This is a genomic window from Nitrobacter sp. CN101, assembly GCF_055390255.1.
In genome coordinates this window covers 62675-88146 of sequence record NZ_AP038833.1, presented here as the reverse complement: position 1 = coordinate 88146, position 25472 = coordinate 62675, and the positions used below count along the sequence as shown (strand labels likewise).

General features: G+C 58.6%; 18 protein-coding genes, 1 tRNA gene and 1 pseudogene. 9 read left to right on the top strand and 11 right to left on the bottom strand.

Going from position 1 to position 25472, the window contains the following annotated elements; all coding sequences use genetic code 11:
- The first annotated feature begins 60 nt into the window (after positions 1–60).
- The 3 genes from ACZ5IL_RS00395 to ACZ5IL_RS00385 all read left to right on the top strand — a co-directional run bounded on the left by ACZ5IL_RS00395 (position 61) and on the right by ACZ5IL_RS00385 (position 3496).
- On the top strand, positions 61–447 hold the full coding sequence (locus ACZ5IL_RS00395) for a DUF6634 family protein (protein WP_464594502.1): 387 nt from the start codon (positions 61–63) through the stop codon (positions 445–447).
- Positions 444–2060: an AAA family ATPase gene (locus tag ACZ5IL_RS00390; RefSeq protein ID WP_464594501.1), complete on the top strand. Its 1617-nt coding sequence runs from the start codon at positions 444–446 to the stop codon at positions 2058–2060. The genes ACZ5IL_RS00395 and ACZ5IL_RS00390 overlap by 4 nt, the downstream gene beginning before the upstream one ends.
- Positions 2061–2212: 152 nt before the next feature.
- A complete protein-coding gene (locus tag ACZ5IL_RS00385; RefSeq protein ID WP_464596965.1) occupies positions 2213–3496 on the top strand; it encodes a DUF2130 domain-containing protein in 1284 nt (427 codons plus the stop codon).
- Positions 3497–3836: 340 nt separating this feature from the next.
- Here the strand turns inward: ACZ5IL_RS00385 and ACZ5IL_RS00380 are convergent, their stop codons facing one another.
- From ACZ5IL_RS00380 to ACZ5IL_RS00345, 8 genes are all read right to left on the bottom strand, one after another.
- Positions 3837–4055: a PRC-barrel domain-containing protein gene (locus ACZ5IL_RS00380; protein ID WP_464594500.1), complete on the bottom strand. Its 219-nt coding sequence runs from the start codon at positions 4053–4055 to the stop codon at positions 3837–3839.
- Between the two features lie 770 nt (positions 4056–4825).
- Complete coding sequence (locus ACZ5IL_RS00375) at positions 4826–8248, bottom strand: type I restriction endonuclease subunit R (RefSeq protein ID WP_464594499.1); 3423 nt, start codon at positions 8246–8248, stop codon at positions 4826–4828.
- Between the two features lie 19 nt (positions 8249–8267).
- Entirely contained in the window at positions 8268–9428 is a 1161-nt protein-coding gene (locus ACZ5IL_RS00370; RefSeq protein WP_464594498.1) for a restriction endonuclease subunit S, read from the bottom strand.
- Positions 9425–11527, bottom strand: coding sequence for a type I restriction-modification system subunit M (locus tag ACZ5IL_RS00365; RefSeq protein WP_464594497.1), 2103 nt, complete (start codon positions 11525–11527; stop codon positions 9425–9427). Before ACZ5IL_RS00365 ends, ACZ5IL_RS00370 begins: the two co-directional genes overlap by 4 nt.
- A gap of 241 nt (positions 11528–11768) precedes the next feature.
- Positions 11769–12218, bottom strand: a complete 450-nt coding sequence (locus ACZ5IL_RS00360; RefSeq protein WP_464594496.1) for a hypothetical protein — start codon at positions 12216–12218, stop codon at positions 11769–11771.
- A gap of 49 nt (positions 12219–12267) precedes the next feature.
- Positions 12268–12639, bottom strand: a complete 372-nt coding sequence (locus ACZ5IL_RS00355) for a hypothetical protein (protein WP_464594495.1) — start codon at positions 12637–12639, stop codon at positions 12268–12270.
- Between the two features lie 543 nt (positions 12640–13182).
- A tRNA-Thr gene (locus ACZ5IL_RS00350) sits at positions 13183–13257 on the bottom strand.
- Between the two features lie 119 nt (positions 13258–13376).
- Positions 13377–13682, bottom strand: coding sequence for a hypothetical protein (locus tag ACZ5IL_RS00345; RefSeq protein ID WP_464594494.1), 306 nt, complete (start codon positions 13680–13682; stop codon positions 13377–13379).
- A gap of 282 nt (positions 13683–13964) precedes the next feature.
- Here ACZ5IL_RS00345 and murA point away from each other — a divergent pair, with 282 nt between their 5' ends.
- The 4 genes from murA (at position 13965) to ACZ5IL_RS00325 (ending at position 17999) form a co-directional block, all read left to right on the top strand.
- A complete protein-coding gene (gene murA, locus ACZ5IL_RS00340) occupies positions 13965–15257 on the top strand; it encodes a UDP-N-acetylglucosamine 1-carboxyvinyltransferase (protein WP_464594493.1) in 1293 nt (430 codons plus the stop codon).
- Positions 15258–15581: 324 nt separating this feature from the next.
- Entirely contained in the window at positions 15582–16874 is a 1293-nt protein-coding gene (gene hisD / locus ACZ5IL_RS00335) for a histidinol dehydrogenase (protein ID WP_464594492.1), read from the top strand.
- A 66-nt stretch (positions 16875–16940) separates the two neighbouring features.
- Positions 16941–17441: a UPF0262 family protein gene (locus ACZ5IL_RS00330; RefSeq protein WP_464594491.1), complete on the top strand. Its 501-nt coding sequence runs from the start codon at positions 16941–16943 to the stop codon at positions 17439–17441.
- A gap of 87 nt (positions 17442–17528) precedes the next feature.
- Positions 17529–17999: an arsenate-mycothiol transferase ArsC gene (locus tag ACZ5IL_RS00325; protein ID WP_464596964.1), complete on the top strand. Its 471-nt coding sequence runs from the start codon at positions 17529–17531 to the stop codon at positions 17997–17999.
- A 134-nt stretch (positions 18000–18133) separates the two neighbouring features.
- Here the strand turns inward: ACZ5IL_RS00325 and ACZ5IL_RS00320 are convergent, their stop codons facing one another.
- Positions 18134–20929 (bottom strand): EAL domain-containing protein, encoded by a 2796-nt coding sequence (locus ACZ5IL_RS00320; RefSeq protein ID WP_464594490.1) that lies wholly within the window; start codon positions 20927–20929, stop codon positions 18134–18136.
- 347 nt (positions 20930–21276) lie between these two features.
- Between ACZ5IL_RS00320 and ACZ5IL_RS00315 the strand changes: the two genes are divergently transcribed.
- Positions 21277–21636 carry a cupredoxin domain-containing protein gene (locus ACZ5IL_RS00315; RefSeq protein WP_464594489.1) on the top strand — a complete coding sequence of 120 codons (360 nt, stop codon included), beginning with the start codon at positions 21277–21279 and terminating at the stop codon, positions 21634–21636.
- Between the two features lie 22 nt (positions 21637–21658).
- Here the strand turns inward: ACZ5IL_RS00315 and ACZ5IL_RS00310 are convergent, their stop codons facing one another.
- Positions 21659–22720, bottom strand: a complete 1062-nt coding sequence (locus ACZ5IL_RS00310; RefSeq protein WP_464594488.1) for a hypothetical protein — start codon at positions 22718–22720, stop codon at positions 21659–21661.
- A 326-nt stretch (positions 22721–23046) separates the two neighbouring features.
- Between ACZ5IL_RS00310 and ACZ5IL_RS00305 the strand changes: the two are divergent.
- Positions 23047–23167: pseudogene (locus ACZ5IL_RS00305) on the top strand (IS5/IS1182 family transposase); the annotation flags it as partial.
- Positions 23168–23476: 309 nt separating this feature from the next.
- Here the strand turns inward: ACZ5IL_RS00305 and ACZ5IL_RS00300 are convergent.
- Positions 23477–24508, bottom strand: a complete 1032-nt coding sequence (locus tag ACZ5IL_RS00300) for a cytochrome-c peroxidase (RefSeq protein WP_464594487.1) — start codon at positions 24506–24508, stop codon at positions 23477–23479.
- Positions 24509–25472 lie beyond the last annotated feature (964 nt).

The window sequence follows — 25472 nt, the reverse complement described above, 5'->3', positions numbered from 1 at the left end:
GCCCTGACCGCTCCGTCGCACACATTCCATTGTCGTTGTCTTCAGTTCGCCGGTGATCTCATGCTGACGCAACTCTATCCGTTTCTTGATCCCTCTCACATCAAGGCCGGCTTGATCGACCGGCTGCGAGCGCTGGCCGATGACGCCGCGCACCTTCAACAGACGCGATCGGTCTCTCCCTCTCTGCTGCAGACCGCTCCCCTTCTCGAATACTGGGTACCAGTCCAAAGGCTGCAAGGAGTGCGGCTCGTTGGTCAGGTCGAGGATCGCATGATCATCACCTCACCGCTGTGGTTTGCCGATCCAGGCGGCACCTGGATCCGCACCCTGTCGCGCTTCTATCGACTCGGCCCGCCTGCGAACCCTGGCGAAGCCAGCCTGATCTCGTCCTTGACGATTGAGCCGCACGACACCCGCGACGACCACGAGCTAGGGGACGACGCATGAGCACCGACCCCATCGCAAACAAGCTCAGCGATCCGAATCTGCCGGCGATCGAGCACGATGCGATCACAACTGGTGCCGCGGCTGACTCTTCCGACACCGATGACCGGTTCAAGGACCTGCCGCGCGTCCTGCGCTACGCGATGCTGGTGTCAACCGCCGCGAAGCATGTCGACCAGCGGCTCGCGGCGGAGATCACCGAGCTTTGCCCGGATCTCGCACTCACCATCGGCTGGCTTGCCGGCCGCGAGGCCGAATCCGGCCAGGACCTCGCGACTGATCTCGGTCTGCTGCTTGCCAGCGAGCTCGACCGTCTGGCGGTTAGCGAAGACCGGACGGATCTGCGGTCCCTGGCCGACTGCGTGCGGCTGCTATCGCTGCCGGTGCCAACCGACATCGGTCATTTTGGCGAACACAGGCGCGTGGCCAAGAGCCTGTTGATCGCATTCATCGGTTTTGCGCGCAGCAGCGATGACGAGGAGCTGTGCTCGGACCTCGAGCGGTTCTGCTTTGGCTGGGTGGCACTTCCCACCTGCGGCCTTCTGTTGAGCCGTTATGACCGGTCTGCGGCCTACACCGCGGATATTGTCGGTGCGCGAATGGCGGAGCACCGGGTCGAGGCCGCCAAGGCTTCGGTCTGGAAGCTGGTCGAGGACAAGGCGAAGCAAAAGGAAGAAAAACAGGCAGAGCAGAGGAAGAAAGCCAACGACGTCGAGAGCCAGACCGCGGCCCCTCGTGTGGCGGTTCCGGAAGATCGTCTTGTCGTCGCCCGCCTCACCGACGAGGAGATGAAGAATATCAAACTAAAGGACATTATCGGTCCGCTCAAATCGGTGATCAACGTCACGCTCCCGCTGGTGAAGTCGCCGCCGCTGCATCAGGTACGTGAGCTCCTGATGTTCGAATTTCCGTATGCTCTTGATGTCATCGACTTCGTGCTTGCCGACTTGGTCGGCCGGGCGACGGTGCGGCTGCGGCCGCTGCTGCTGGTCGGAGATCCCGGCGGCGGCAAGACGCGTTTTGCGCGCCGGCTTGGCGAAGTGCTGGGTGTGAGCGTGTGGCGCACCGATGCCTCACGCTCCGATGGCGCCGTCTTCGCTGGCACCGACCGGCGCTGGTACTCGGCAGAACCGTGTCATCCGTTCCTGGCGATCGGCCGGGCGAAACACGCCAATCCGCTGGTCCTGCTAGATGAGCTCGAAAAGGCCGGCACTCGTTCCGACTACGGCCGGCTGTGGGATTGCTTGTTGGGCTTTCTCGAACCGGAGACCAATTGCCGTTATCCGGATCCCGCGTTGCAAGTCACGCTCGATCTCAGCCAGGTCAACTATATCGCGACCGCCAACAGCCTCGATCCGTTGCCATCGCCAATCCGCGACAGGTTCAGAGTCATCACCTTCCCAAAACCGACCGCGAACGATCTCGACGCGCTGCTGCCGGCCGTGATTACCGACCTTGCCGGTGAACGTGGTCTCGACCACCGCTGGGTCACCGCGCTCGATGGCACCGAGCGAATGGCCATTGCCACTCATTGGCGCGGCGGCTCGGTCCGCCGACTGCGCCGGGTGGTCGAGGCCATCCTACGCGAACGCGATCTTCGCGCCGCCAGGAATTGAGCGAAACAATAATCATGAATGATCAATCTCATCAAACATGGTTGTCGTCCCGGCTACCGCGACGTCCGGCTGTCGTTCCAGTCGACACCCCCGTCTTAGGCAATCTCGCGAATCCCGGTACACTCGGCACCGACATGCACAGGACCAACACCGTGACCGAACCCCAGATCGTCTGTCCGAACTGCCATACCGAAATCAAACTGACCGAATCCCTCGCAGCGCCACTTGTCGCTGAGACGAGACGGCAGTTCGAGCAGCAGCTTGCGGCGAAGGAAGCTGACTTCGGCAGGCGCGAAGCGGCACTCAAAAAGACGCAGGACGATCTCGCCAGGGCACGCGAGGCGATTGATGAACAGGTCGCAGCTCGACTGAAGGTCGAGCGTGCGTCCATCGCCGAAACCGAGGCGAAGAAAGCCCGCACCGCGCTGGCCAATGATCTCGAACAACGCGACCGGCAACTCGCCGAGTTACAACAGAACCTGACCGCCAACAACGCCAAGCTGGCTGAGGCCCAGGCGGCCCAGGCCGAGATCATGCGCAAGTCCCGCGAACTCGACGACGCCAAGCGAGAAGTCCAGCTGACGGTCGAGAAGAAGGTGCAGGAGAACCTCACGGCCATCCGCGACAAGGCAAAGCTCGAGGCGGAAGAATCGCTTAAATCGAAAGTGTCCGAGAAGGAAGCCCAGATCGCGGGAATGCAGCGCCAGATCGAGGAATTGCAGCGCAAGGCAAGTCAGGGCTCACAGCAGCTGCAGGGCGAGGCGCTCGAACTAGAACTGGAATCGCTTCTGCGCGGACGCTTCCCACGCGACCTGATAGAGCCGGTACCGAAGGGCGAATTCGGCGGTGACGTCCTTCATCGCGTGCTCGGTCCCGCAGGACAGAGCTGCGGCGCCATCCTCTGGGAATCCAAGCGAACCAAAAATTGGAGCGACGGCTGGCTCGCCAAGCTGCGCGACGACCAGCGCGCCGCCAAAGCCGAGATCGCGCTGATCATCTCGGCTACCCTGCCCAAAGGCGTCGAGACGTTCGACCTCGTTGATAACGTCTGGGTCTCCGAGCCACGCTTCGCCATTCCGCTGGCCATTGCACTGCGAGAATCGCTGATCAATCTCACCGGCAGCCGCCAGGCCGCGATCGGCCAGCAGACCAAGATGGAGCTGGTCTATCAATATTTGACCGGACCCCGCTTCCGTCACCGCATCGACGCCATCGTCGAGAAGTTCACCGATATGCAGGCCGACCTCGACCGCGAGCGCAAGACCATGATGAGGATGTGGGCCAAGCGCGAGGAACAGCTCAAGGGCGTTCTCGACTCCACCGCCGGCCTCTACGGCGACCTCCAGGGCATCGCCGGCCGTGCCATGCAGGAGATCGAAAGCCTCGACATCCTCATGATTGAAGATGGAGCAGCCAGTAAAAACGGCTCAAGCTAGAATGACGGACCGCTTTGTGCGGATACCGTGTTAATCGGCGCGGGGTCTGGACGCCGATCGGCACGCTAAACTATTGGTCTGCTTGGCGCGGGAGGGGTCACTCTCCGAGGCCTTCACAAACTAAAGAGTTCGCGCCTTTCGCCCGTCAGTGAAAGCTGCGCAACGGCGACCTATCATCCTCTTCCGAGCAAAAAGTTACGCCGCCCACCTAACGTCAGACTGTCTGCATATTGTTTGAATCCCGCAGCGCACCTTTGCCGTCACGGTGATCCAATGCCTTTGGCTCGCCGCGCCGCCGCTCCGTCGGACGATCACATCTCGGCTGTGCCGCGGTGCCAGGTTAAGGCGCATCTTTTTCGACAAACTTGATGGTTGAAACCGGCCATTTGCCTTCGTGCCCCCGGACCGAAATGCGCAAGCCGTGAATGTCGTCGAGCCAGACGTGCTCAACCGTCCCGGCCTTGCCATCGGTGAGCACCACGGTCTTGCCGACCAGTTCGGCTTGGGCCTCGCCGAACGCACGAAGGATTGTCGACGCGTTACGCGTGGCATTGGGCATCATTTCCTCCGACGATGGTGCGATCTGGCGCGCATGGGCGACATAGTCGGACCCTCACGCGACCGTGACCGTTGATGATCATCGGACACAAGAAGATGTAGGGATGACTCTCGCCCGCGGCCACTATCCGATCCCTCTCTGGGCGCGAGACGCCAGCCTGTTAATCGGCGCGGGGTCCGGACGCCGATCGGCGCGCTAAGCTATTGATCTGCTTGGCGCGGGAGGGGTCACTTTCATCTTCGCCTAGAAAGTAAACCGGCAATCCCGTCACCTTGCTGCGCGTACAAACACGCCGAAACACGTCGCAGTGGACTCAGCCTGAGCAAATAACAGTTACGCATGAGTCCCTCCCAACTTCGCGGCACCGCCGGCGCCGTCGCCATGCTATCCGCAGGCGTCGATATGGGACAAGTGGCCGAACGATAGAGCGTAAATTGTCCACGGGTTTGGCTGTGAGTTTCACCGGCACAGCGCCGACGCATTCCATTGAAAATATAGGCAATTCCTGTAGCGCGGCGGAGCGGTTCTCTTTCTGTTGAGTTCGCTAGTCGGGGGTTCGAGTCGTTGTATTTTAAGGCCTTTCTTGACATGCCTGTTCGGCCGGGAAGCTGCCTAGCTACCATTTAGCAACCGACGGGTACCAAATCCCCTCCCTCCGGAGGCACCTCATTTTTTTCTGCGACAGGCGCCCGGTTCGAGCAGGCCGTGCTTTGCTCGAATTTACAAAAGGGCATTTTCGCTGGGACGACCCGGACCAAAACCAAGGACGGTCAGAGGGCGCCAAAAGTGCCGCGGGCTGCCTGCTGCCAAACGTACGAATAGACGTTGTTGGCTACCAGCTTCTTCTCCTCGGCCGTGAAAGGCGGCGTTGGCAGGCTGGCGTAGATCTGATCGAGGATGAAGACCTCGACATCCGCCTTAGTCTGCTCCTTTTCCCAGAAGCGGTCGAGTTCCGCCAGCCGGGTTTTGATCGAGGCAAGCAACTCGCGGCTGGCCTGCTTCACTCGCTCGCGGGACGTCTTCTCGAGACCCTCCTTCTGAAGCAGGTCGAACAAGGCCAACTCATCCTCGCGCAGCCCCTCCCTCGTTGCACGCATTTGTTCCTCGTCGAGACTGTTCACCAGTTCGACGAGCCGGCGGAAGGTCTCCTCGATTGTCGTGCGATCCTTCTCACGGTTGTAATCGGCGACGATATCCTCGTATTTGCGCTGGTAATCCATCCGCGTCGGGTTGCGAGCCAGCATCTCGGCGAGCTTCTGTTCGACGATGTCCCGGATGTCCTGAATCGCTGTCGCCTTGCGACTGACCTTCTTTGCAAATTCCTCACGCAGCTTTTCCAGATTGATCTGGCTGAGGTCGAACGTCAGCCCTTCGGCCTGGTCCTCTCCTGGCGCCTGTGTCCGGATCGCCTCGTTTATGATCCGGTGCAGTTCCTTGAGCAGATCGGTCACATCCGCGGTGTCGCGGCGTTCGGTCAGCTTCTTGTAAATCGCCTCGATGTTGTCGTGCCGCTCGGCGTAGGCGAATGCCGTCGGCTCCATGAGCAGCGCCTTAAAGCGGATGAACACTTGCCGCGCCAGTATTTCGAACCGCCGCTTGGCGTCGTCGTTTGAATAGACGGCATTCACTGCATCGGCAAACCCTCGGATTCGCGCGAACCCGCTGGCCCCGATGAGTGAGACGGGTTCGAAGCCGAGGCTCCGAAGATGCGCCTCGGTCGCCTCGATGGCCTCGATGAGCGCCTGCACCCGTTCTTCGATCGGTGCGAGGATGTCCTCACCGCCAGCGCCGTCCTCGCCGAGCGCGTACTGCGCCAATGCGGCGCGCAGGCTTGCCAGCATCCCGTTGTAATCTACGATCAGGCCGAAATCCTTGCCTGGATAGACGCGGTTCGCCCGTGCAATCGCCTGCATCAGGGTGTGGGCTTTCATCGGCTTGTCGATGTAGAGAGTCGACAGGGACTCCACGTCGAAGCCCGTCAGCCACATGGCGCACACGATCGCTACACGGAACGGATGTTCCGGTGTCTTGAAGGCCGTTTCGACATCGACACGCCTGCCATCGTTGGTCTCGAAACCCTTTTTCATCAAGGCACGATGCGGAATGATATCGAAGTCCCATTTCTTGAAGTCGGCGACCTCGTTCTGCGCCTCGCTGATAATGATCTCGATGATGGTCTCGTTGATCCAGTCCGCCTGGCGCTTCAGTTTCGCCGCTTCCTCGAGTAACACGGCGCGCGCCGCTTCGTCGGTAGCTGCTGCCGCTGCCGCCTGCTTTGCGTCGCCGGCAAGCCGCGCCTGTGCCGCCTTCGCCTCCCAGAGCGGGATGATGCGCTGATGCATGCGGGCGCAGGTGATCTTGTCGATGCAGACCAGCAACGATTTTCCTGACTCCCATCGGGTCGCGCAGTGTTCGACAAAATCCGCCGCGATCTTATCGAGGCGCTCGTCGGCAGTGATGATCTCGTAGTCCTTGCCGAGCAGCTTATCGAGCAATGCCGCCTGGTCGGCATCGAGTTCGGCCTCCTCGATCTTCTCGGCGATGCGGCTGTTGAGATCGAGCCGCGCGACGCCGAGCTTCTCGCCCCGGTTCTCGTAAACGAGTTTGACGGTTGCGCCGTCCTCCTCCGAGCGCTTGAAATCATAGCGAGAGACATAATCACCGAAGATGCGCTTGGTGATCTCATCCTGCTTGAATAGCGGCGTTCCTGTAAAGCCGATGAAGGCGGCATTCGGCAACGCGAGCCGCATGTTGCGCGCCAGACGCCCTGATTGCGTGCGGTGCGCCTCGTCAGAAATCACGATGATGTCGTCGCGCTCGCTGTAGGGGTGTTTGGGATCAACGTCCCTGTTGAATTTGTGAATCAGGCTGAAAATGTACGGATGGTTTTCCTTCAAGAGGCGTTCGAGATCGTCTCCCGTTGCGGCTCGCGGTGTCTCCTTGCCGGTGATGCCGCTACCGGCGAAGGTCTTGTAGATCTGGTCATCGAGGTCGTGCCTATCGGTCATCAGCAGGAAGGTAAAATTGCCTTCCACTTTCCGCCGCACCTTCTCGGCGAAGAAGGCCATTGAATAGGACTTTCCGCTGCCCTGCGTGTGCCAGAACACGCCGAGACGTCCGAGATCGGGATGCGCGCGCTCGATGATGCTCACCGGCCCTTCGGGAATGAAGGGCGACTGAGGGGCTTCCTCCATCCCGACCGGCACCGGCAGGCGCCGCATATCCTTGGTCGGTCGCTTCTCCAGTGGCAGTTCGATGACGCGATGCCGCAGCCGCTTCTCAAGCGGGAACTCGCGCTTCAATGCCTCCTGCCGCTCGACTGATGACACCGCAAGGTTGACGCCGAGAACCTGGTGATTGCGTGCCACCACCTTGCGCGTCGCGCCCGGCTTGCTCTCATCGAACAGGACATAGTTCTCGATGATGTCGAGCAGCCGGTCATGCGTCAGCATGCCATCAAGCAGCACTTCGGCATCGACCTTGCCCTTGTCGGCCTCGTCGAGGCGCTTCCACTCGTAGAAGTGCTCCCATTCACTGGTGATCGATCCGTAGCGGGCGCGATCACCATTCGAGACGATTAGGAACGTGTTGTGATGGAAAGCATGCGCGATAACGTTGTCGTCCATGTAGTCGGAGAGATTGCCGTCGAATCCTGTGCGGATGTTCTTGTAGACGGCCTTCAGCTCGATGAAGACCAGCGGCAGGCCGTTGACGAAGCAGACGAGATCGGCGCGGCGGTTGTAGTTCGGCGTCCGCAGCCCGGTGAGCTTGAGTTCGCGCACGGCGAGGAACCGGTTCGAGCCGGGCTTGTTGTTGAAGTCGATCACCCGAGCGCGAGCGTTGCGGAGGTGGCCCGCGGCTTGACGGTAGGAAACCGGCACGCCGTCGCGGATTAGGCGATGGAAGTCGCGGTTGTGCTGCACCATCGAGCGGCTGAAATCGTGAACGGTCAACGCCCGCATGGCGTCATCGATGGCCGGCGGTGGCAGATCGGGATTGAGACGCTCCAATGCGGCTCGGAGGTCGCGGGTCATCACCGCTTCAGTGGTGTCCTTCCGTCCCAGCGTGCCGTCCGGCCCAAAAGTTTCGTCGTTGAAGGCATAGACACTATCCCAGCCGAGCTTGTCCTTTAGGTGCCCGGCGAATGTCGCCTGCACCAGCCGGTCCTCGCTGTTGATGGGAGTGTGCGCCATGGTCAGCAACCCTCGGGAGTCATACGACGATCTCGCCGTTCATAAGCCGCGGAAGGAGGAGGTCGCGGGCTTGAGCAAGTTTTTGGTTCATGCTGTGAAGCGCTCGCACCTGCTCATGAAGGTCCGAAGCATGCTCGTCAAACTCTCGCGATAGGGCCATGTCGGGCACCACGACGGGAAGGGCCTTGAACTTGCCTTTGCTGATTTCCTTGTAAGTGGCACCGCCAGCGTGGGATCGAATTTCTTCGACGCGGTCCATCAAATTGTGCAAAAGATACATCCTTGAGTGTGGCTCTTTCGGCAGAATACTGATGAAGCCTTGATTTGTGCAAGATGGCGCATCGATGATGCCGAAGAATCCGACTGACGCTCGGCTCGTCATCAGGACAGTGCCGGAAGGAAGCATCTTCGCAGACGATCCGCGCAATCCGGCCTCGGTTATCTTCGTGTTGCTATCAAGCAGGGCCAGACACGAGTTCCGCGTGATGTCGGTCGGCGTGTACCAGGGGATATCGCCATCATCCCAGAACTCAGGCTTAGCAGTTGATGGCGTGCCACCACCCGCCGCCTCGCAGACACTATCGAACGTCCGCCGCTCCCACCCTTCAGGAATACCGTCGATGATCCTGACGTGCTCGTGGCCGGGGAAGCGGAAACGAACGAACCATTCGCGGTAGAGCATGCGCGCTGTTTCCTCCAGCAGCGCAATCCGCCGTCGGTTATTTTCGATCAAATCGTCGTAAGCTGACAGAATTGAAACGATGCTGTTCTGTGTTGGTCTGTCGGCAAGATATATCGGAAGCCCGTGAATATGGTTTCTGTTTAGGGTTGGGTTCGCTCCGCCGACATTGAATCGCTCAAGGCCCAGGCACTTCAGCGCGTAGAAGACGAAACGAGGATTATTACCGTTGAGCGACTTGCTCCATAGCGTCGTGTCATGAGGCCAGTAATCGCCCTCAAAATAGTGAACAGTTCCTAGTGATCCCTTTCTACCAATTATAACACCGGGACCCTCGACCATCGCTTGATTATGCCAACTGCTGGGACCAGACGAGGAGATTACTGGAACATCACCATCCTTCTGTTCAGCCTTGGTGATATCAAAGCCACGTTGAAGGAAAACAAGATCTCGAAGAACGGCAGGCGTCCACCGTTTTGAGCCGAGGTAATAGGCTGTCACGCCCCCAACTCCTCAAAGTTCTTGGCAATTCGCGTTGCTAGTTCCACCGCGTCCTCGTTCAGACCCTTGAGGTCAATGTGGATTGCGCGTATCGCCTCCTCAAAATCAAAATCTTCATCTTCCTCCTCCGGTGCCACCCCGACATAGCGGCCAGGCGTCAAACTCCAGTCATGCGCTTCGATCGTCGCCCGATCGACCAGCTTTACCAGACCTTCCACGTCGCGCAGCTCCGCTTCGGGAAAGCGCTCCTGAAGCCAATCGGCCTGTCGCACGAAGTAACGTGCCAGCCGCAGCGCCTCGACCACACTGGAGCGCGCCGCCTCCAGCGCCTTTCGTGCTTTGGTCACGTCGGCATTGTCCCATGCCTCTGAATCTCGCGCATCGAGTTCCTTCACGGCGATGTCGATCACGCGGCCCGCGAGCTTCGCCGCGAGGTCGATCTGCTTGGTCAGATCGCGGCATCGGTCCGCCAGCGGATGTAGGGCAAGGCGCGCCGCATTGAGACCAGTTTTGTCGCGGTCAGCGACCGGCCAAGCGGCCGCTTGCGCTGCCGACTCTTTGCCGAAGGTCCCGATATCCTCCGTCAAAGTTCTGCAGGTGCCGGTTAGTTCGGCCCACTGCTCCGCCAGCGGATCGTTCTCACGCTTGAGCTTGGCGAATGAGGCAATCAGAGTGACGAGCTTGCCGATTGCCTCCTCGAAGTTGACGAGCGGCTCAGTTGCCGCTTGGCCGCCCTTAATCGCCTGCGTCAAATAGGATTCAACCAGCTTGAGGAAGCGGCCCTGCTGACCGCGATAGAGCCAGATGATGGCGGCAATGTTCTTCTGGTGCTCCGGACTGAAGTCGCAGACTGAGCGCGACACCTTGCGGAAGATATTGCGCGCATCGAGCATCAGTACATGGTCGGCCCTGGCTTCTTCCTTCTCCTTCGCGCGATCAAAAAACCAGAGCTGGCAGGGTACCGTGCGCGTATAGAAGAAGTTACCGCGGATATCGATCATTGCGTCAACCGCGCCGGTCTCGACCATCTTCTGCCGTACGATTGCCTCGCCGCCTCCAGCACTCGATGCCTGCGAGGACATCACGACGCCCGCGCGGCCGGCTTCGTTTAGGTAACTGTAGAAATAGGAAAGCCAGACATAATTCGCGTTGGATACTTTCTTCGCCTTGTTGACGCCGGGCAAGCCGAACGGCAGGCGCTTGTCGCTCTTGATCTTGTCTGCGTCCACTTCGTCGACGTTGAACGGTGGATTGGCCATCACGAAATCGCATTTCCCCGTGAGTTCGTGCGGATCCTTGTAGTAGGTGATGGCTTCATTGCCGGCCCGGATTGCGCCCTCTAGGCCGTGGACCGCGAGGTTGATCTGGGCGAGCCGCGCAGTCGTTTCGTTTTTTTCGTGGCCATAGAAGGTGACGCGCTTCATCGTGTCCAAGCCTTCGTCCTCGATGAAGTGGCTCGATTGCACGAACATGCCACCCGAGCCGCAGGCTGGATCGAGGATGGTCCCGTGATCCGGCTCGATGACGTTGACGATGGTCTGCACGATCGAGGGCGGGGTGAAAAACTCTCCGTTGTCATGCGCGCCCTGCTTGGAGAACTCGGCAAGAAAGTATTCGTAGATGCGGCCAAACACATCGCCGGACGCCTTACGCAAGCCTTCCGAGTCGAACATGCGCATCATGTCTTCCAGCACACCGCCCTCAAAGCGCGCGTAATCCTTTGGTAGTTGGCCGGCGAGCGGCGGGAAAGCGGCTTCGATCGCCTCCATGGCGGCATTCAAAGCAGCGCCGAGATTCCCGTCCTTCGGCGTCTTCAAGATCGCGTCGAACAGTGCGCTTTCGGGCAGGTTCAGGGCACGACGGCGAGTGAAGTCGGCGTCGACTAGCGGCCGGTCCGGCATCTTGCCAGAGGCCTTGTCGGCGTCGATGGAGGCCTTCGCCTGATAGAAGCGGTTTGTCGCATGGCGTAGGAAGATTAGGCCCATGATGGGCATGAAATACTCGTTTGACGCCAGATTGGAGTTCGCTCGCAGATTGTCGGCGATTTTCCAGAGCCCGGCTTCAAATTCGCCTATGAGTTCAAAGTGACCCTTGTTCATTGTTAGTTACTGCTTCTCTTGTTTTGGGATGGGTCCAAGTGCTGCGAGCTTGGTGCGAACGATCTCGGTGATTTTGAGAAGCTCGGTCAATAATTGCTCGTCGACGTCGGCCCAGCCTTCATACTCAGCCAAGTTCCGGGAACTGTGCGCTTTGTCCAGAACCCGCCACTGCTCGGGAGGTAACTGTCGGGGCGGCACTTCAAAAGCGCCACCCTCCTTTCGTTGCTTGGCGTTCGAGGAGCTAGGGGAGAACCACGCCGTGCGCGGTGAGACGTTGCTGCGCCGAGAGTACGGCTTCTTGGGGGAAGCGGTCAGAATGGGTGACGACGGCGTAGTCGACTGTGCATTCACCGAGACCGGCCTCCACGAGAAGAACGAAGCCGGTACCTTGGGTCTTGCCACGCGCGCAGTCGGTCATGAAGGCAATCTCGCCATTGCGCTGAATCGATCGCAGGCTGTACTGCGCCTTCAGGCGCTTGCCGGTCTTCTCGTAGCGGCAACGGTCAAGTAGGGCGAGAGCGCCCCAACAGGCCGCGACGACCGGGTCGGTGTGGTCGCTGCCGCGGCGGCGGAAAATTTCCTTGGCCGCCGCCCGATAGAGTTCGCCTGCCTCCGGCTTCGTGGATTTGCGGGCGTTGTCCATCATTGTCTCAAGCTCTGAGAGGGTCTTTTTCGTCAGGTCGTATTTCATGGTAGCTCCTAGAGAGAGGGGATCTTGTCGGCCAGCCGCATGCGATCGATTACGCCTCAAGCGCGATGCGCCTGCGGTTTACCCCGCCCTCTTTGACCCATGCCGTTTGGCGGTATGTGGCACCGCCAAACGTGATCTGCATTTCCTTGGAGACCTGGTACCGGTTCTTGCCGGCCTCGAACATGCGATAGGCAACCTCGATGCCGCGCGAGCTGAGCTTAGAGCCGTCCTTGTTACGGGGATCGGCGGGATCGCCGTAGCCCTCGTCCGTCGTGGCATTGGCGCCTTTGGGGGCAAGCGCGTCGGCCGCGCGGTCAAGGTCGGCAAGGAAGGCCGCCGAGAAGCGTTTGAAGTCGGTCCGGAGCGCCTCGATTATGGTGATCGCGGTTGTCGTCTGCTGGGCGGCGGAAGCAGAATTCATAGAAAAGCTCCAATTAATCAAAAGATTAAGCTTCAGGTAGCGCGTTTCAGCCAATACCGTAACACTACTGCAGCAGTATCTATTGAAGTACTGTAGCAGCATCAAGGGATTTCCTTCAAAGGTCCGATCACGCATGCGTGATCACGAGCAACAATCTGAAATCGAGGCCAGCGTCGCGGTGGCCGTGTCCGACCGTCACTTCTTGGGGCGGTCGGCCGACCGGCTCGTACGGCTTGACCATCGTCACCCTCATCCGAAGTGCGTCGGGTGATCCTGTTCGATAATGAAAGAGTCCCACCTGTCCCAGTGTCCCGCAGCTAAGGATAGGGACAGCGGGACGGCAGGACAGGAGTTCAGCGGCGGGCACTGCGCAAGCTGAGGACAAATTGCGAACCGTTGTGCCAGTTTTGTGTCAGCCGACACACGTCTTCACCGTTTGTTCCGGCTGAAATGGTCGGTTTGTTCGAAATCTTCGAGAATAGCGCGTGCCATCGAAAGGCGCTTTAAGTACCGAAAAACAAAGGGTTTTTGCAAGGAAGTGAGTGGTGCTGCCAGACAGGATTGAACTGTCGACCTCTCCATTACCAATGGAGTGCTCTACCACTGAGCTACGGCAGCAAGCCCCAACGCGGAATCAGCCTATGGCCGACAAGGCGGGCCGATCCTTGCCACAAGGCTGTAGGGCGCGCAAGCCGAGGCGGCTGCGTTGCTGCGAATCGGGCGGGCCAGGGCGATCGCTATCGAGGCGGACGAACCGCGCCCGTGGAAGGCTTGGTTGCGGCAGCCCCGCTGGCATGTATGTTGAATTCGCCTGCTTCTCCCAGATCGAGGATCGGGCGCATCCGGACTCCCGAGCGGAACACATGATCGACAACCGCGACACCGACCGCGACAGGGAGAACGGAAAACGTCGGATGCGGCTGAGGGCGGCGCTGCGCGAAAACCTCAAACGGCGTAAATCGCAATCCCGCGGACGAGCCGATCAAGCCGCTTCCGCGGAAGATACTGAACCGGAGTGTCGGGACGAATGATGCCGAAGCCACTCGCTCTCTTCGGTGCGCGACAGGCGCGAAGAGATGGCGCTTGCCGCGCGACGTTCTAGCTAGTCTATTTTTTTGCTTCTGACTGATCAGAAACGAAGCTCTAGATTTGTTGTTTGACGCGTTTTCTTCACGCGAACCGGTATCTACTTTGCTCGAAAACGCTATAAATCACCTGGAAATCATCCGGCCGACAGGTTGTAAGCTCCTCTCAACGCCCTGATTTGCGAAGCTTTCGAGCGCGGGGCGATTTCTCTTACTTCATCCATAGAAACGGAAATGGGTATGGATCGCATTCGCATCGTCGGTGGCAACAAGCTCAACGGCACCATTCCGATTTCTGGCGCAAAGAACGCGGCGCTGCCTTTGATGATCGCCGCGCTGCTGACCGAGGAGACGCTGATCCTCGACAACGTGCCGCGGCTCGCGGACGTTGCGCAGTTGCAGCGTATCCTCGGAAACCACGGCGTCGACATCATGTCGGCGGGCAAACGCTCGGGCGATCACGAATATCAGGGACAGACCCTGCACATTTCGGCGGCCAACGTCATCGACACCACTGCTCCCTACGAGCTGGTCTCGAGGATGCGGGCAAGCTTCTGGGTGATCGCGCCACTCTTGGCGCGGATGCGTGAGGCGAGGGTGTCGCTGCCCGGCGGTTGCGCCATCGGCACCCGTCCGGTCGATCTCCTGATCATAGCGCTGGAAAAGCTGGGCGCCAGGATTGCGATCGACGGTGGCTATGTGATCGCCAGCGCGCCCGGCGGCCTGACGGGCGCCGAAGTGGAATTTCCCAAGGTGACCGTAAGCGGTACCCATGTTGCGTTGATGGCGGCAACGCTGGCGAACGGCACCACCATCATCACCAACGCAGCCTGCGAGCCGGAAATCGCCGACGTCGCGGATTGTCTCAATAAAATGGGCGCGCGCATTTCCGGAGCGGGCACGCCGCGGATCGTCATCGAGGGCGTCGGCAGGCTGGCCGGCGCACGGCACACCGTGCTGCCCGACCGGATCGAGACCGGCACTTATGCGATGGCGGTGGCGATGACCGGCGGCGAGGTGCTGCTGCGCGGCGCGCGGCCGGAGCTGTTGCAGTCGGCGCTCGATGTGCTGACCGATGCGGGCGTTGTCATCACGCCGAACAATGAGGGTATTCGGGTCGCACGCAACGGCGTCGGCATCAATCCGGTCACGGTCTCCACCGCGCCGTTTCCGGGATTTCCGACCGACCTTCAGGCACAACTCATGGCGTTGATGACGCGTGCCAAGGGGGCGTCCCATATCACCGAGACAATCTTCGAAAACCGCTTCATGCACGTGCAGGAGCTGGCACGATTCGGCGCACGCATTCATCTGGACGGCGAAACCGCCACCATCGATGGTATTGGAACGTTGCGCGGGGCGCCGGTCATGGCGACGGATTTACGAGCTTCAGTGTCGCTGGTGATAGCGGGACTTGCCGCTGAAGGGGAGACCGTGGTCAACCGCGTCTACCATCTCGACCGCGGTTTCGAGCAACTTGAGAAAAAACTGTCCGCGTGCGGCGCCTTGATCGAGCGGATCAGCGAACGGTGACCCGATTTTTAACGTTCCCGCCAACTTCGCGCCGCCGGAGCGGGTTCGTGCCAACCGGTTTCAGGCACGATCATCCTCGATCAAGGATGAAGACAAGTCAGTTTTTAACGCTGAATCAGGCGTCAGGTGTCTCGAAGGGTTGACGGCGATTTGAGGCCGCGCCATTGAGCGCTGTACCCGAGAGCGGGTTCGCTCCATGAGAGCCTTTCCGCTTCTGATGGTATCGGAAGCGGGGCTCTATGATTTTGATTCGACGCGTTTTCTTCATGCGAGCCGGTGCCCACTTCGCTTGAAAACGCTATAGATCTTGCCGGAAACGTTCCCATGCCGATTCGTATCGATAGCTGCAGCGCCGATTTTGCCTCGCGCTTCAGGGCGTTTCTCGCGACCAAGCGCGAGGTCTCGGCCGATATCGAGGCGGCCACCCGTGCGATCATCGACGACGTGGCGGCACGGGGCGATGCGGCTCTGATCGAGGCGACCCGCAGGTTCGACCGGCTTTCCATTGATGCCGCAGGACTCCGCTTCACGGCCGCCGAGATCGACGCCGCCGTGGAGGCTTGCGACACGGCGACGCTGGACGCGCTGAAACTGGCGCGCGATCGGATCGAGATTTTTCATCGCCGCCAACTGCCGAAGGACGACCATTTCACCGACGCGCTCGGCGTCGAGCTCGGCTCGCGCTGGACCGCGATCGAGGCTGTCGGACTTTACGTCCCGGGCGGCTCCGCGGCGTATCCGTCGTCGGTGCTGATGAACGCGGTGCCGGCCAGGGTCGCCGGTGTCGCCCGCGTTGTCATGGTCGTGCCCTCGCCGGAGGGCAAGATCAATCCGCTGGTGCTGGCGGCGGCGCGGCTTGGCGGTGTCTCCGAAATCTATCGCGTCGGCGGCGCGCAGGCGGTCGCTGCTCTCGCCTACGGCACCGCGACTATCGCGCCGGTAGCTAAAATCGTGGGGCCGGGCAACGCCTATGTCGCCGCCGCCAAGCGCCAGGTATTCGGCAAGGTCGGCATCGACATGATCGCTGGTCCCTCGGAAGTGCTTGTCATCGCAGACGACACCGGCAATGCGAACTGGATCGCCGCTGACTTGCTGGCGCAGGCGGAACACGATGCCAACGCGCAGTCGATCCTGATCACCGACAGCGAAAGACTCGCCGCCGACGTCGAGCGCGCCGTGGAGACGCAACTTGCAACACTGCCGAGGGTGGATATCGCGCGCGCCTCATGGACCGATTACGGTGCCATCATTCTGGTAAAGAGCCTCGATGATGAAGCGGTGACGCTGGCGGATGCCATTGCCGCGGAGCATCTGGAGATCATGACAGCCGATCCCGAAAGTCTCGCCGCGCGGATCCGAAATGCTGGCGCGATCTTTCTCGGCCCCCACACGCCGGAGGCGATTGGCGATTATGTCGGCGGCTCCAACCATGTGCTGCCGACGGCACGCTCGGCGCGGTTCTCATCGGGCCTCGGCGTGCTTGATTTCATGAAGCGAACGTCAATCCTGAAATGCGGACCGGACCAGCTGAGGGCGCTGGGGCCGGCGGCGATGACCCTGGGCAAAGCCGAGGGCCTCGACGCCCACGCCCGCTCGGTCGGAGTGCGTCTCAACTAGTGGATGACATTCGCCTCTCACCGCGCCGAAAACGGGATGCGAATGTTGGAATTGGACCAGCAGTCGATGAGCCAGGACTCACCCCAGGATGATTCTCGCAATTGTATCGTGGCGGTCACGCTCGATGAGGATTCGATTGGGCGTTCCGGGCCGGATATCGAACACGAGCGGGCGATCGCGATCTACGATCTCGTCGAGAAGAACCTGTTCGCGCCGGAAGGCGCGGAAGGTGGCCCGTTCACGCTGCACATCGCGATCACCGGCAACCGCCTGATGTTCGATATCAGGCGCGAAGGCGGCGCGCCGGTGGTGACGCACCTGCTGTCCCTGACCCCGTTTCGTCGGATCGTGAAAGACTACTTTATGATCTGCGACAGCTACTATCAGGCGATCCGCACCGCGACGTCGGACAAGATCGAAGCCATCGACATGGGCCGGCGCGGTGTTCACGACGAAGGTTCACGTACGCTGCAGGAGCGGCTGAGCGGCAAGGTCCGCGTCGATTTCGAGACCGCGCGGCGGCTGTTCACGCTGATCTCCGTCTTGCACTGGAAGGGTGGCGCATGATCCGAATGGCGGAACATCTGTCGCTGTCGCGATACCTGCGTGATGGTTGCGCGGAGGGCGCGCGCGAAACGAAAGTGGCCTGAGCGCATGGCCGCGCCGGCGCGCGTGGAAAACCCGCAATCGGTGCTGTTTGCCTGCGCGCACAACAGCGTGCGCTCGCCGATGGCGGCGAGTCTTTTGCAGCACATGTTTCCGCGAAAGCTCTATGTACGATCCGCCGGTGTCCGGACCGGTGAACTCGATCCGTTCGCCGTCGCGGTGATGGCCGAACTGGGCCAGGATATTTCGAAGCACCGGCCGATGACGTTCGAAGAAGTCGAGGACTGGGAAGGTCTCAATTTCGATCTCATCATCACGCTGTCACCGGAAGCCCATCACAAGGCGCTGGAATTGACGCGGACGATTGCAGCCGATGTCGAATACTGGCCGACGCCGGATGCTACGATTATCGAGGGTAGCCGTGGGCAACGCATGCAGGCCTATCGCGACGTCTGCGACGGATTGCTGTCACGTATCCGCAAACGCTTTGCTCGGGGCGGTGCAGGACTCAGGGCATGATTTGCGAGAACGGAACCGGTTGAGCGAAAGACCACCGCGGTTCGTGTCAGCTTAACGTCCCGGCAGTACCGAGACGGCCTACCGGCCCCATATCTTCGGGAGCATCGTTTCGTTGCAAGCTGCGCGGCGGACGATCAGCGTGAAAAGCCACTCGCAGTTGTGAGCTTGCCGAGCTTCCGGGATGAACGCGAAGTCCCACGCCGCTTCTCAAATTTGCGAATCACGGACGAGACTTGGGGTGCCGATACCGGTTTGCTGAGAAAAAAGCCTTGCACTTCATCGCAGCCTTCAGCGGCAGCCTGATCAAACTGGGCGATGTTCTCCACGCCTTCGGCTGTGATTTGCATGCCGAGGCTTTTTCCAAGGCTCACGATGGCGCGAACGATCAGCTTCGAGCCTTCTGTCGAGGTCAAGTCATGTACGAACGATTGATCGATCTTGAGCTTATCGAAAGGAAAACTCTGCAGGTAGCTCAAAGAGGAATATCCGGTTCCGAAATCGTCAATTGCGATCCGCAAGCCCAGCGCGCGGAGCTTGTGCAGGGTCGCCATGGTTTCCGTGCTATTCGTAAGAAGCACCGACTCGGTGATCTCGATTTCCAGTCGTCCGGCTGGTAGCCGCGAGTGCATCAGCGCCGATGAGAAAGCCTCGACGAGGCGCGGGCTACGGAATTGGACGGAAGAGACATTCACTGAGACCTTGATGTCGTCTGGCCAGGATGCAGCTTGTTGGCAAGCCTGATCGATCACCCATTCGCCGAGCCGAATAATGAGACCAATCTCCTCGGCCACAGGGATGAACTTTTCGGGAGACACCAGGCCGAGTTGCGGGTGACGCCACCGCAGCAGAGCTTCGAACCGGCAAATCTTTTCAAGTTTGAGATTGTAGATTGGCTGATAGACCAACTCAAACTGGCCATTCGTCATCGCGTCCCGAAGATCGAGTTCTAGAGCGCGGCGCTTCTGTAGACTTTCGTCCATCTCAGTTTCAAAGAACCGCCAGACGCCGCTACCTTCAGCCTTGGCACGATACAACGCCAAGTCCGCATTCTTCAGGAGCTTTTCGCCATTCGAGCCATCGTGAGGAGCCAGCGAGATACCGATACTACAGCCGATAACAATCCGTTGTCCGTTGAATTCATAAGACTGTCCGATGCATTCAACGATACGTCGTGCAAGTCGCTCCACATCGTTAGAGTCTCGCGTGCCTGCTTGGATGATGGCAAACTCATCGCCGCCCAAACGAGCGACGGTATCGATCTCGCGGACACAGGCGAGCAGCCTGTCGGCGACTGCACAAAGTAGCTCGTCGCCGATCGGATGTCCGAGTGTGTCGTTGACCTGTTTGAAGTTGTCGAGGTCCAAACATAGAACGCTGAATCCAGCTCCGCGTCCAGCTTGGGCAATCGCTTGTTCGATACGCTCCGCCAGCAGCAGACGATTCGGGAGGTGGGTGAGGGCATCGTGACGGGCCATAAAAGCGATCTGAGTCTCCGCCCGCTGCTGCTCGGTGACGTCTTCGCAAGTCTCCAGCCATCCGCCATCGGAGGTCGAACGGCGGTCGATACGAATAATGCGACCATCGCTTAAACTCTGAAAATAGCTTCCGATCTCCGAGCGCGATATGGACGACTCCACGAGTTCATCGAGGGTCTGGCCCGCATGATTTCCTGCCATGATGCTCAGCTTCAGAACAGATTCGAACTGCATGCCAGCGCGGACATGGCCAGAAGGAATGCGGAAAATCTCGCAGAAACGACGGTTGACGACTTGCAGGCAACCATCATTGTCATACAGACATAAACCCTGCGACATGTTGTCGAGAGCGGCATCGAGTCTTCGGTTAGTCTCGTAGAGTTGCTCTTCCTGCCTCTTTAAGGCTGTGATGTCGCTGAAAACTACAATCTCGCCGCCTTCCTGAGTCCTGCTACGGCTGATGCGCAGCCACCGACCGTCCGGTAAACAAGCTTCGCCTGTGAGGTCGTTGTTCGCGAGGAGAGCTGGGCCAGTTGAGGGAAACGCAATCTTGAATGTGTCCAGCGAGTCGAACCGGAGAAGCTCCGGTGCACTGGCAAGAAATTCGCTTGAGCGGGAGTTGGCCAGCGCGATCTTTCCATCAGGATGAAGAAGCACGACGCCTTCGCGGGAATTTTCAAGCGCATCGGTCAAACGCGCTTGTGCGGACCTCCGCTGAGCGACTTCACGCCCAACCATATCTTTAATATTATTTCGCATCACGCTCATCGCGGCGATTAACGTACCGAGTTCGTCGGCTCCTCCCCTGGGGATGTTAACATCGAGCTCGCCCGCCGCGATGCTTCGTGCGGCTTTGGAGGCAACGGCAACCTGCCCAATAATACGGCGGCTTAACAACCAAGTGACGAATCCGGAGAGAAGAAGCGCGATGGCGATAGCGCCGAGATTGAAATGCAAGTCACGATCAATCGCGGACAGAGCTCGTTGGCGGAACAAAAAGCCGTCGCCAGCAGTGTGGTTGATCAAAAGATCAATCTGCTGGTCAACGGTCTTCGCGTAGCCATCCAGGCGGTCGACATAGATGGCGCGGCTATTCACATCAGGTACTTTGCCGCCGTTGCTATACAGCGTGGCCCAGTCACTGACGGCTTTGCGCACCTTTGTGACCGCGTCAGTCGCGCCGGGAGACTGAGACCGTTCGGCGGCGATATTCAGATCGTCGTAAAAGGCACTTTCAAGTCTGGTAATTTTTTTATCAAGCTCGGTGCGCGCCTGAAGGTCGAGAGTCCCCAGTCGCCGGGAGGCGACTGCGCGCATTTTAGAGAAGTCTGCGGCCGCTGCCCGTGCGTAGTTGATCGACATGAGAGATTCGTCGAATGTTTTGGCAACAAGACCGCCAGCGTGCTTAATGCTTTGCATGGCGTAGAATCCGAGAGCCGCCGTGATGGCACTCATTAACAGATAGCAAACCAGGATCTGTGTTCGGATTGTGTTACCCGCCGGTATGCAGGAGCGTATGCTTTCGTAAGCAGCGTGGAACAGCGCGCGATTTGTCCCGACTCCTGACGACATACTCGCACCCACACGATGGCTCCACTTCCGTCAGCGACCGAAGAATAAGCCCTATTCTCAGGGATAGCCCTGGCGATAAGGGCATTCGGAGGTGACATCACTCATCGGAATAGCGATATAATCTTTACGGCCGGTGTTGAGTGAAGGTACTTCTGGAGTGTGGTAACCAGTTAGTGCATCGAATTGGTTGGATTTTCAGTTCGCGCATGAAGGTCTGACGGAGTAACGGAATGCATGTGCTCAGATGGATTTCGATCCTTCTAAGACGGAGTGATACGCATGTTTTGTTAGCAGTGTTAGGTGGTTTGCTCGCCGGCGGAGTATTAGCTGCCGGCCCTTATCAAATTTCACAGAAAAATCGTGAATTTCAGCCAGGCCATATTGCCATTAGCCGCGGCGAGGCTTTGCGCTTTGTCAACGACGATGGCGATCTTCTTCACCACGCCTATCTCACCTCCCCAACGTTCTCGTTCGATTCGAACGATCAGAAGCCGGGTAGTTCGTTCACCGTCGTCTTTCCGGTCGCGGGCAGCTTTACGGTGCGGTGCGGGATCCATCCAAAAATGAAGCTGATGGTGAAGGTGAACTGAGTTTGTTTGCTGGCCGCCCGGGTTACAAAACCGTCGTATTGAACAGCGTTGCGTGGCCGACGTAGTAGACAAACAGCGTTGCGGCAAGTGCAGCGCAGAACCCGGCCGGAGCGGCGAGTGGAACACGCCGGTCGTTCTCTACTCGGCGGTCATCGGCAAGCACTGCAAACAGCACCGCAATGATGCCCGAATGCCCGATGGTGTCTATCTTTCCAAATTCCAAGCAAGCAGCGATGAACATACCCGCTAGAATTGCCGCTGCGCAGCGCCGGACCAGTGGCGTCCAGAGCAACGCAAATGCGAGTACGAACTCAACGGCGCCAGCAGCACGCATATAGAACTCGGGATCAAACCCGAAAGTAATGCTCGGGTGCGTGATGAAGATCGGGTAACTCCACTGAGGATAGGCCCATTTTTCGACGGACGCCCACATCAGAGTCACCGCCGTCGCATAACGCATGATATCAATCGGCTCGATCCCGAAGAATTTCTTCTGAAGCCCCCTCAAAGCAAGATACGCTGCGATGCCCAGAAAGATTGGGTAGTCCGCCAAATGGAACATTCCGTAGTCGTGTATCGCCATGCCGAACAAAATGACGATGCCGAGCGCGGAGATCGGCAAAGTCCGCCTCCACAATAGGCAAATCGCGATTGTGAACTGCAGGGGAGGGAGGAGGGCCGATTTGCTGGTCAATTCCGGCGTTAACAGGATGCCACCCAGCGTCCAAACACCGATGAAGAAAAAGAAGCAGAACGCACGCACCATTTCCTCAGTATGGAGGCGTATTCCAATGGTGACGCGATCCATTGACCGTAACATTGCTTCGCCGAGAGGCGTCTTCTCGAGAAAGCAACCGGCAAGAAGTCCGACCGCAGCTACGAAAATTAGGATTTCGAAGTCCTGGCACAGCACGTTGGAGAGTTCCAGTGGCTGGCCCGCGACATCGTAAGCGCAGAACCATTTCACATGGGCGCTGGCATTGGCAGTGCTCGTCACGGCGAACAGCAAGGCGAGGAGACACCGGGCGAGGACAAGAGAAGAGCTTCTCAGGATGGGGATGCTCCGCTGAAGGTAGCCGTTCATCGCGCGATCCAGGCAATTAACCAGAACGTGTTGGGAATTTATTTACTATACTGCAAATTGAATAGTTTGGAAGGCATGCCATTTAGCATGGTTAAAATTTGACAAAATGTCGCGCTATCTAAGCTCAGGACGGGCCACGCGGTGAGGGAACTCTGATGACCGATTCGTGTGAAGAGCCCCGACAGAAAAAAGATGTTCCCGTCTTATCGGCGCACCCAAGACGGCCTGAACTCAAAACTCCACGCTGTCTGCGACTCAAACTGAGCGAAGGTCGGAGAGTACCACAAGGGCGCGGGCCACAAGTTTGATCGCCGACCAAAGATAGTCGTCAGCGCCGCACGATCGAGAACGGCCGTCTCAGAGATTGGCGCCGGGTTGCCACCCGCTACGACGCGTTCCGCGCACACCTTCTTTTCAGCAATCTGTACTGCAGCTACAGTCGCTTTTATTTCAATCAATGAGTCCCCACTCAGCGGCGCTTCTCTTTCAAATTTTAGGTATTGGAACCACGAGATATCAATTTTTTTGACCTATCGTTTATGTAAGCGAGAGGCGGAGATCGGGATGTTTGTCCTATTGAGTGTCGCGGCTATTTTGGCCGGGGTTGTACTGGCGTGGGCTGCGGATAGACACACCGTCCATTTGGAAACACTGGAGACCTGCGCGGGCATATCGCTTTTTGCCGGCTTCGGTCTATTAGGCGCTTTGCTATCGCAGTTGGCCGCGTGATCGAACGAGGCAGATTTCGCGATGGATTTATTGAGGGGGTCCTGATAGCCGCGCACTAGGCGAGTCGGCGGTCAGTGTTTGCAGAAATTCAATTAGCGCCTTCTTATCGGTTTCCGTCAGCGAGAGTGGTTCAATGGAAGGCGAACGGCTAGGTCGATCGATGCCGCCTCTATTGTACAACTCGATCACACCTTCCAAAGTCGGAATCGAGCCATCGTGCATGTAGGGTGCACGCTTCGCGACGTTGCGTAACGTCGGAGTCTTGAAGGCGTAGCGCAGCATCTCTGATTTCGGAAAAATTCGTCCCCTTCCAATATCGGCGCCAGTCGCAGTACCAATGTCCTGAAAGGATCCATCGGTGAACGATGGGCCGCTGTGGCAGTGCGAGCAGTGGGCCTTGCCGTTGAACAGCGCGAACCCGCGCTTGGCTTCGGCAGAAATGGCCGTCTCGTCGCCCGCAATCCAGCGATCGAACGGTGCTTCACCGGCGACGATGGTGCGTTGGTAGATTCCCAACGCCTTCTCAATTCTGGTTCGTGTGATAGCGCCTTTCCCGAAGGCGGCGTTAAAGGCGGCAACATATTTCGGCGCGTGGCGCAGACGTCGTACCAGTTCACGTTCTGTGATGTTCATGATCTGCGGACTCACCAATGGCTTGAAGGCCACCGACTCGAGATCCGGAAATTTTCCATCCCAGCCAAGAATATCAACGAACGCGATGTCAATTAATGTGGGCGTACGAATCTTAAGTCCCGCCGGGTCTTCGCCGACCGCCTGCTGCAAGCCGTCTGCCCATGATTTCGACGGGTCATGACATGACGCACAGGAGATCTTGCGCGATCCTGAAAGGATGGGATCGAAGAACAGCATCTTGCCAAGATCAGCCTTGGCGGGAGTGTAGGGATTACTGTCCGGAAATGGGATCTTTGCCGGGCGTTGATAGTCGGACTTGACCTTATCAGAGATGAGGCCAGAACTATCCGTTTCTTCGGCCGCTGAAAAATTAAGCGGAACGCAGGCAAGCAACGCTGCGATAAGAAGCCCAGTCCGTCGTGTCATGTAGCACCAGGTTTGACGATAGCCTGATGTACTTTCCTAATGCTTAAAGATTGATGGCAGATTTCGGGGAACCTGGGGCGCACGCAAGTCACACTTGACGAGTCATCTCATCGGCTACGAGCCGATTGACCTTTGGCGACACTATCTGGGCGCGACTGTCGTGGTGCTGCCGAGGGGACTGATGTATGTATGGAGCGGGACTTGGGCTCGCACACCAAAATTTGCTATCAGTCGAGCTCGACCTACCGGCGTTGCCGACGACTTTGCTAATGTCGTCTACTTGAAGGCATCCGGCTCTTGGCGTCGTAGCCAAAGATGAATGTGCCGTCCGAGGTGAGACTGCCGTTGCCGCCATAGATCGGGATTGCGCGGCACCACCGCTCTTGTAAACGCTTGCTCGTACGTTTCGTATGGCAAGGCATCAACTCACTACAGAATTCAACGGCTATCCATATGGCAAATTTCTAGTCGAGTAATCGTCCCCGCGATCGAGCTAACCTTCGCATATACGCCGTTCTGAATCTGACTTCCTTTCACACGAGTCCGACGATAGCCAGGCCGAATGTCATTCGGAGAATATGAGAACTCGTGGTGTTCGACCTTGAAACTCTCGACCACGGAATGCTTTGATAGGTCATACGGCGAAAAGTCTGCGATAACTCCCTGTATATGCTGTTCGTCGCCTGCTGAGCGTTTGGGGTAGTTATTTAAACGACGGCAAGTTTGCAGCGGAGACCAAGGGGCGGGCCGATCAGGACCGAATCGATGGTTGGAGCATCACTTATCAGAAGCAGAAGGCGGAATGGGCGGTCTGGTCGGGTGCAAAAGGCGACCGCATCTTTTACGAACGCGCCATTCTAACCTGTGACGGTGCTGCCGCGTACTTCCGGTTCGAATACGACAAAGAAAAGGCCAGGGTATTTGACCCGCTTGTTTCTAGACTGGCCGGATCGCTGCGAAGCGA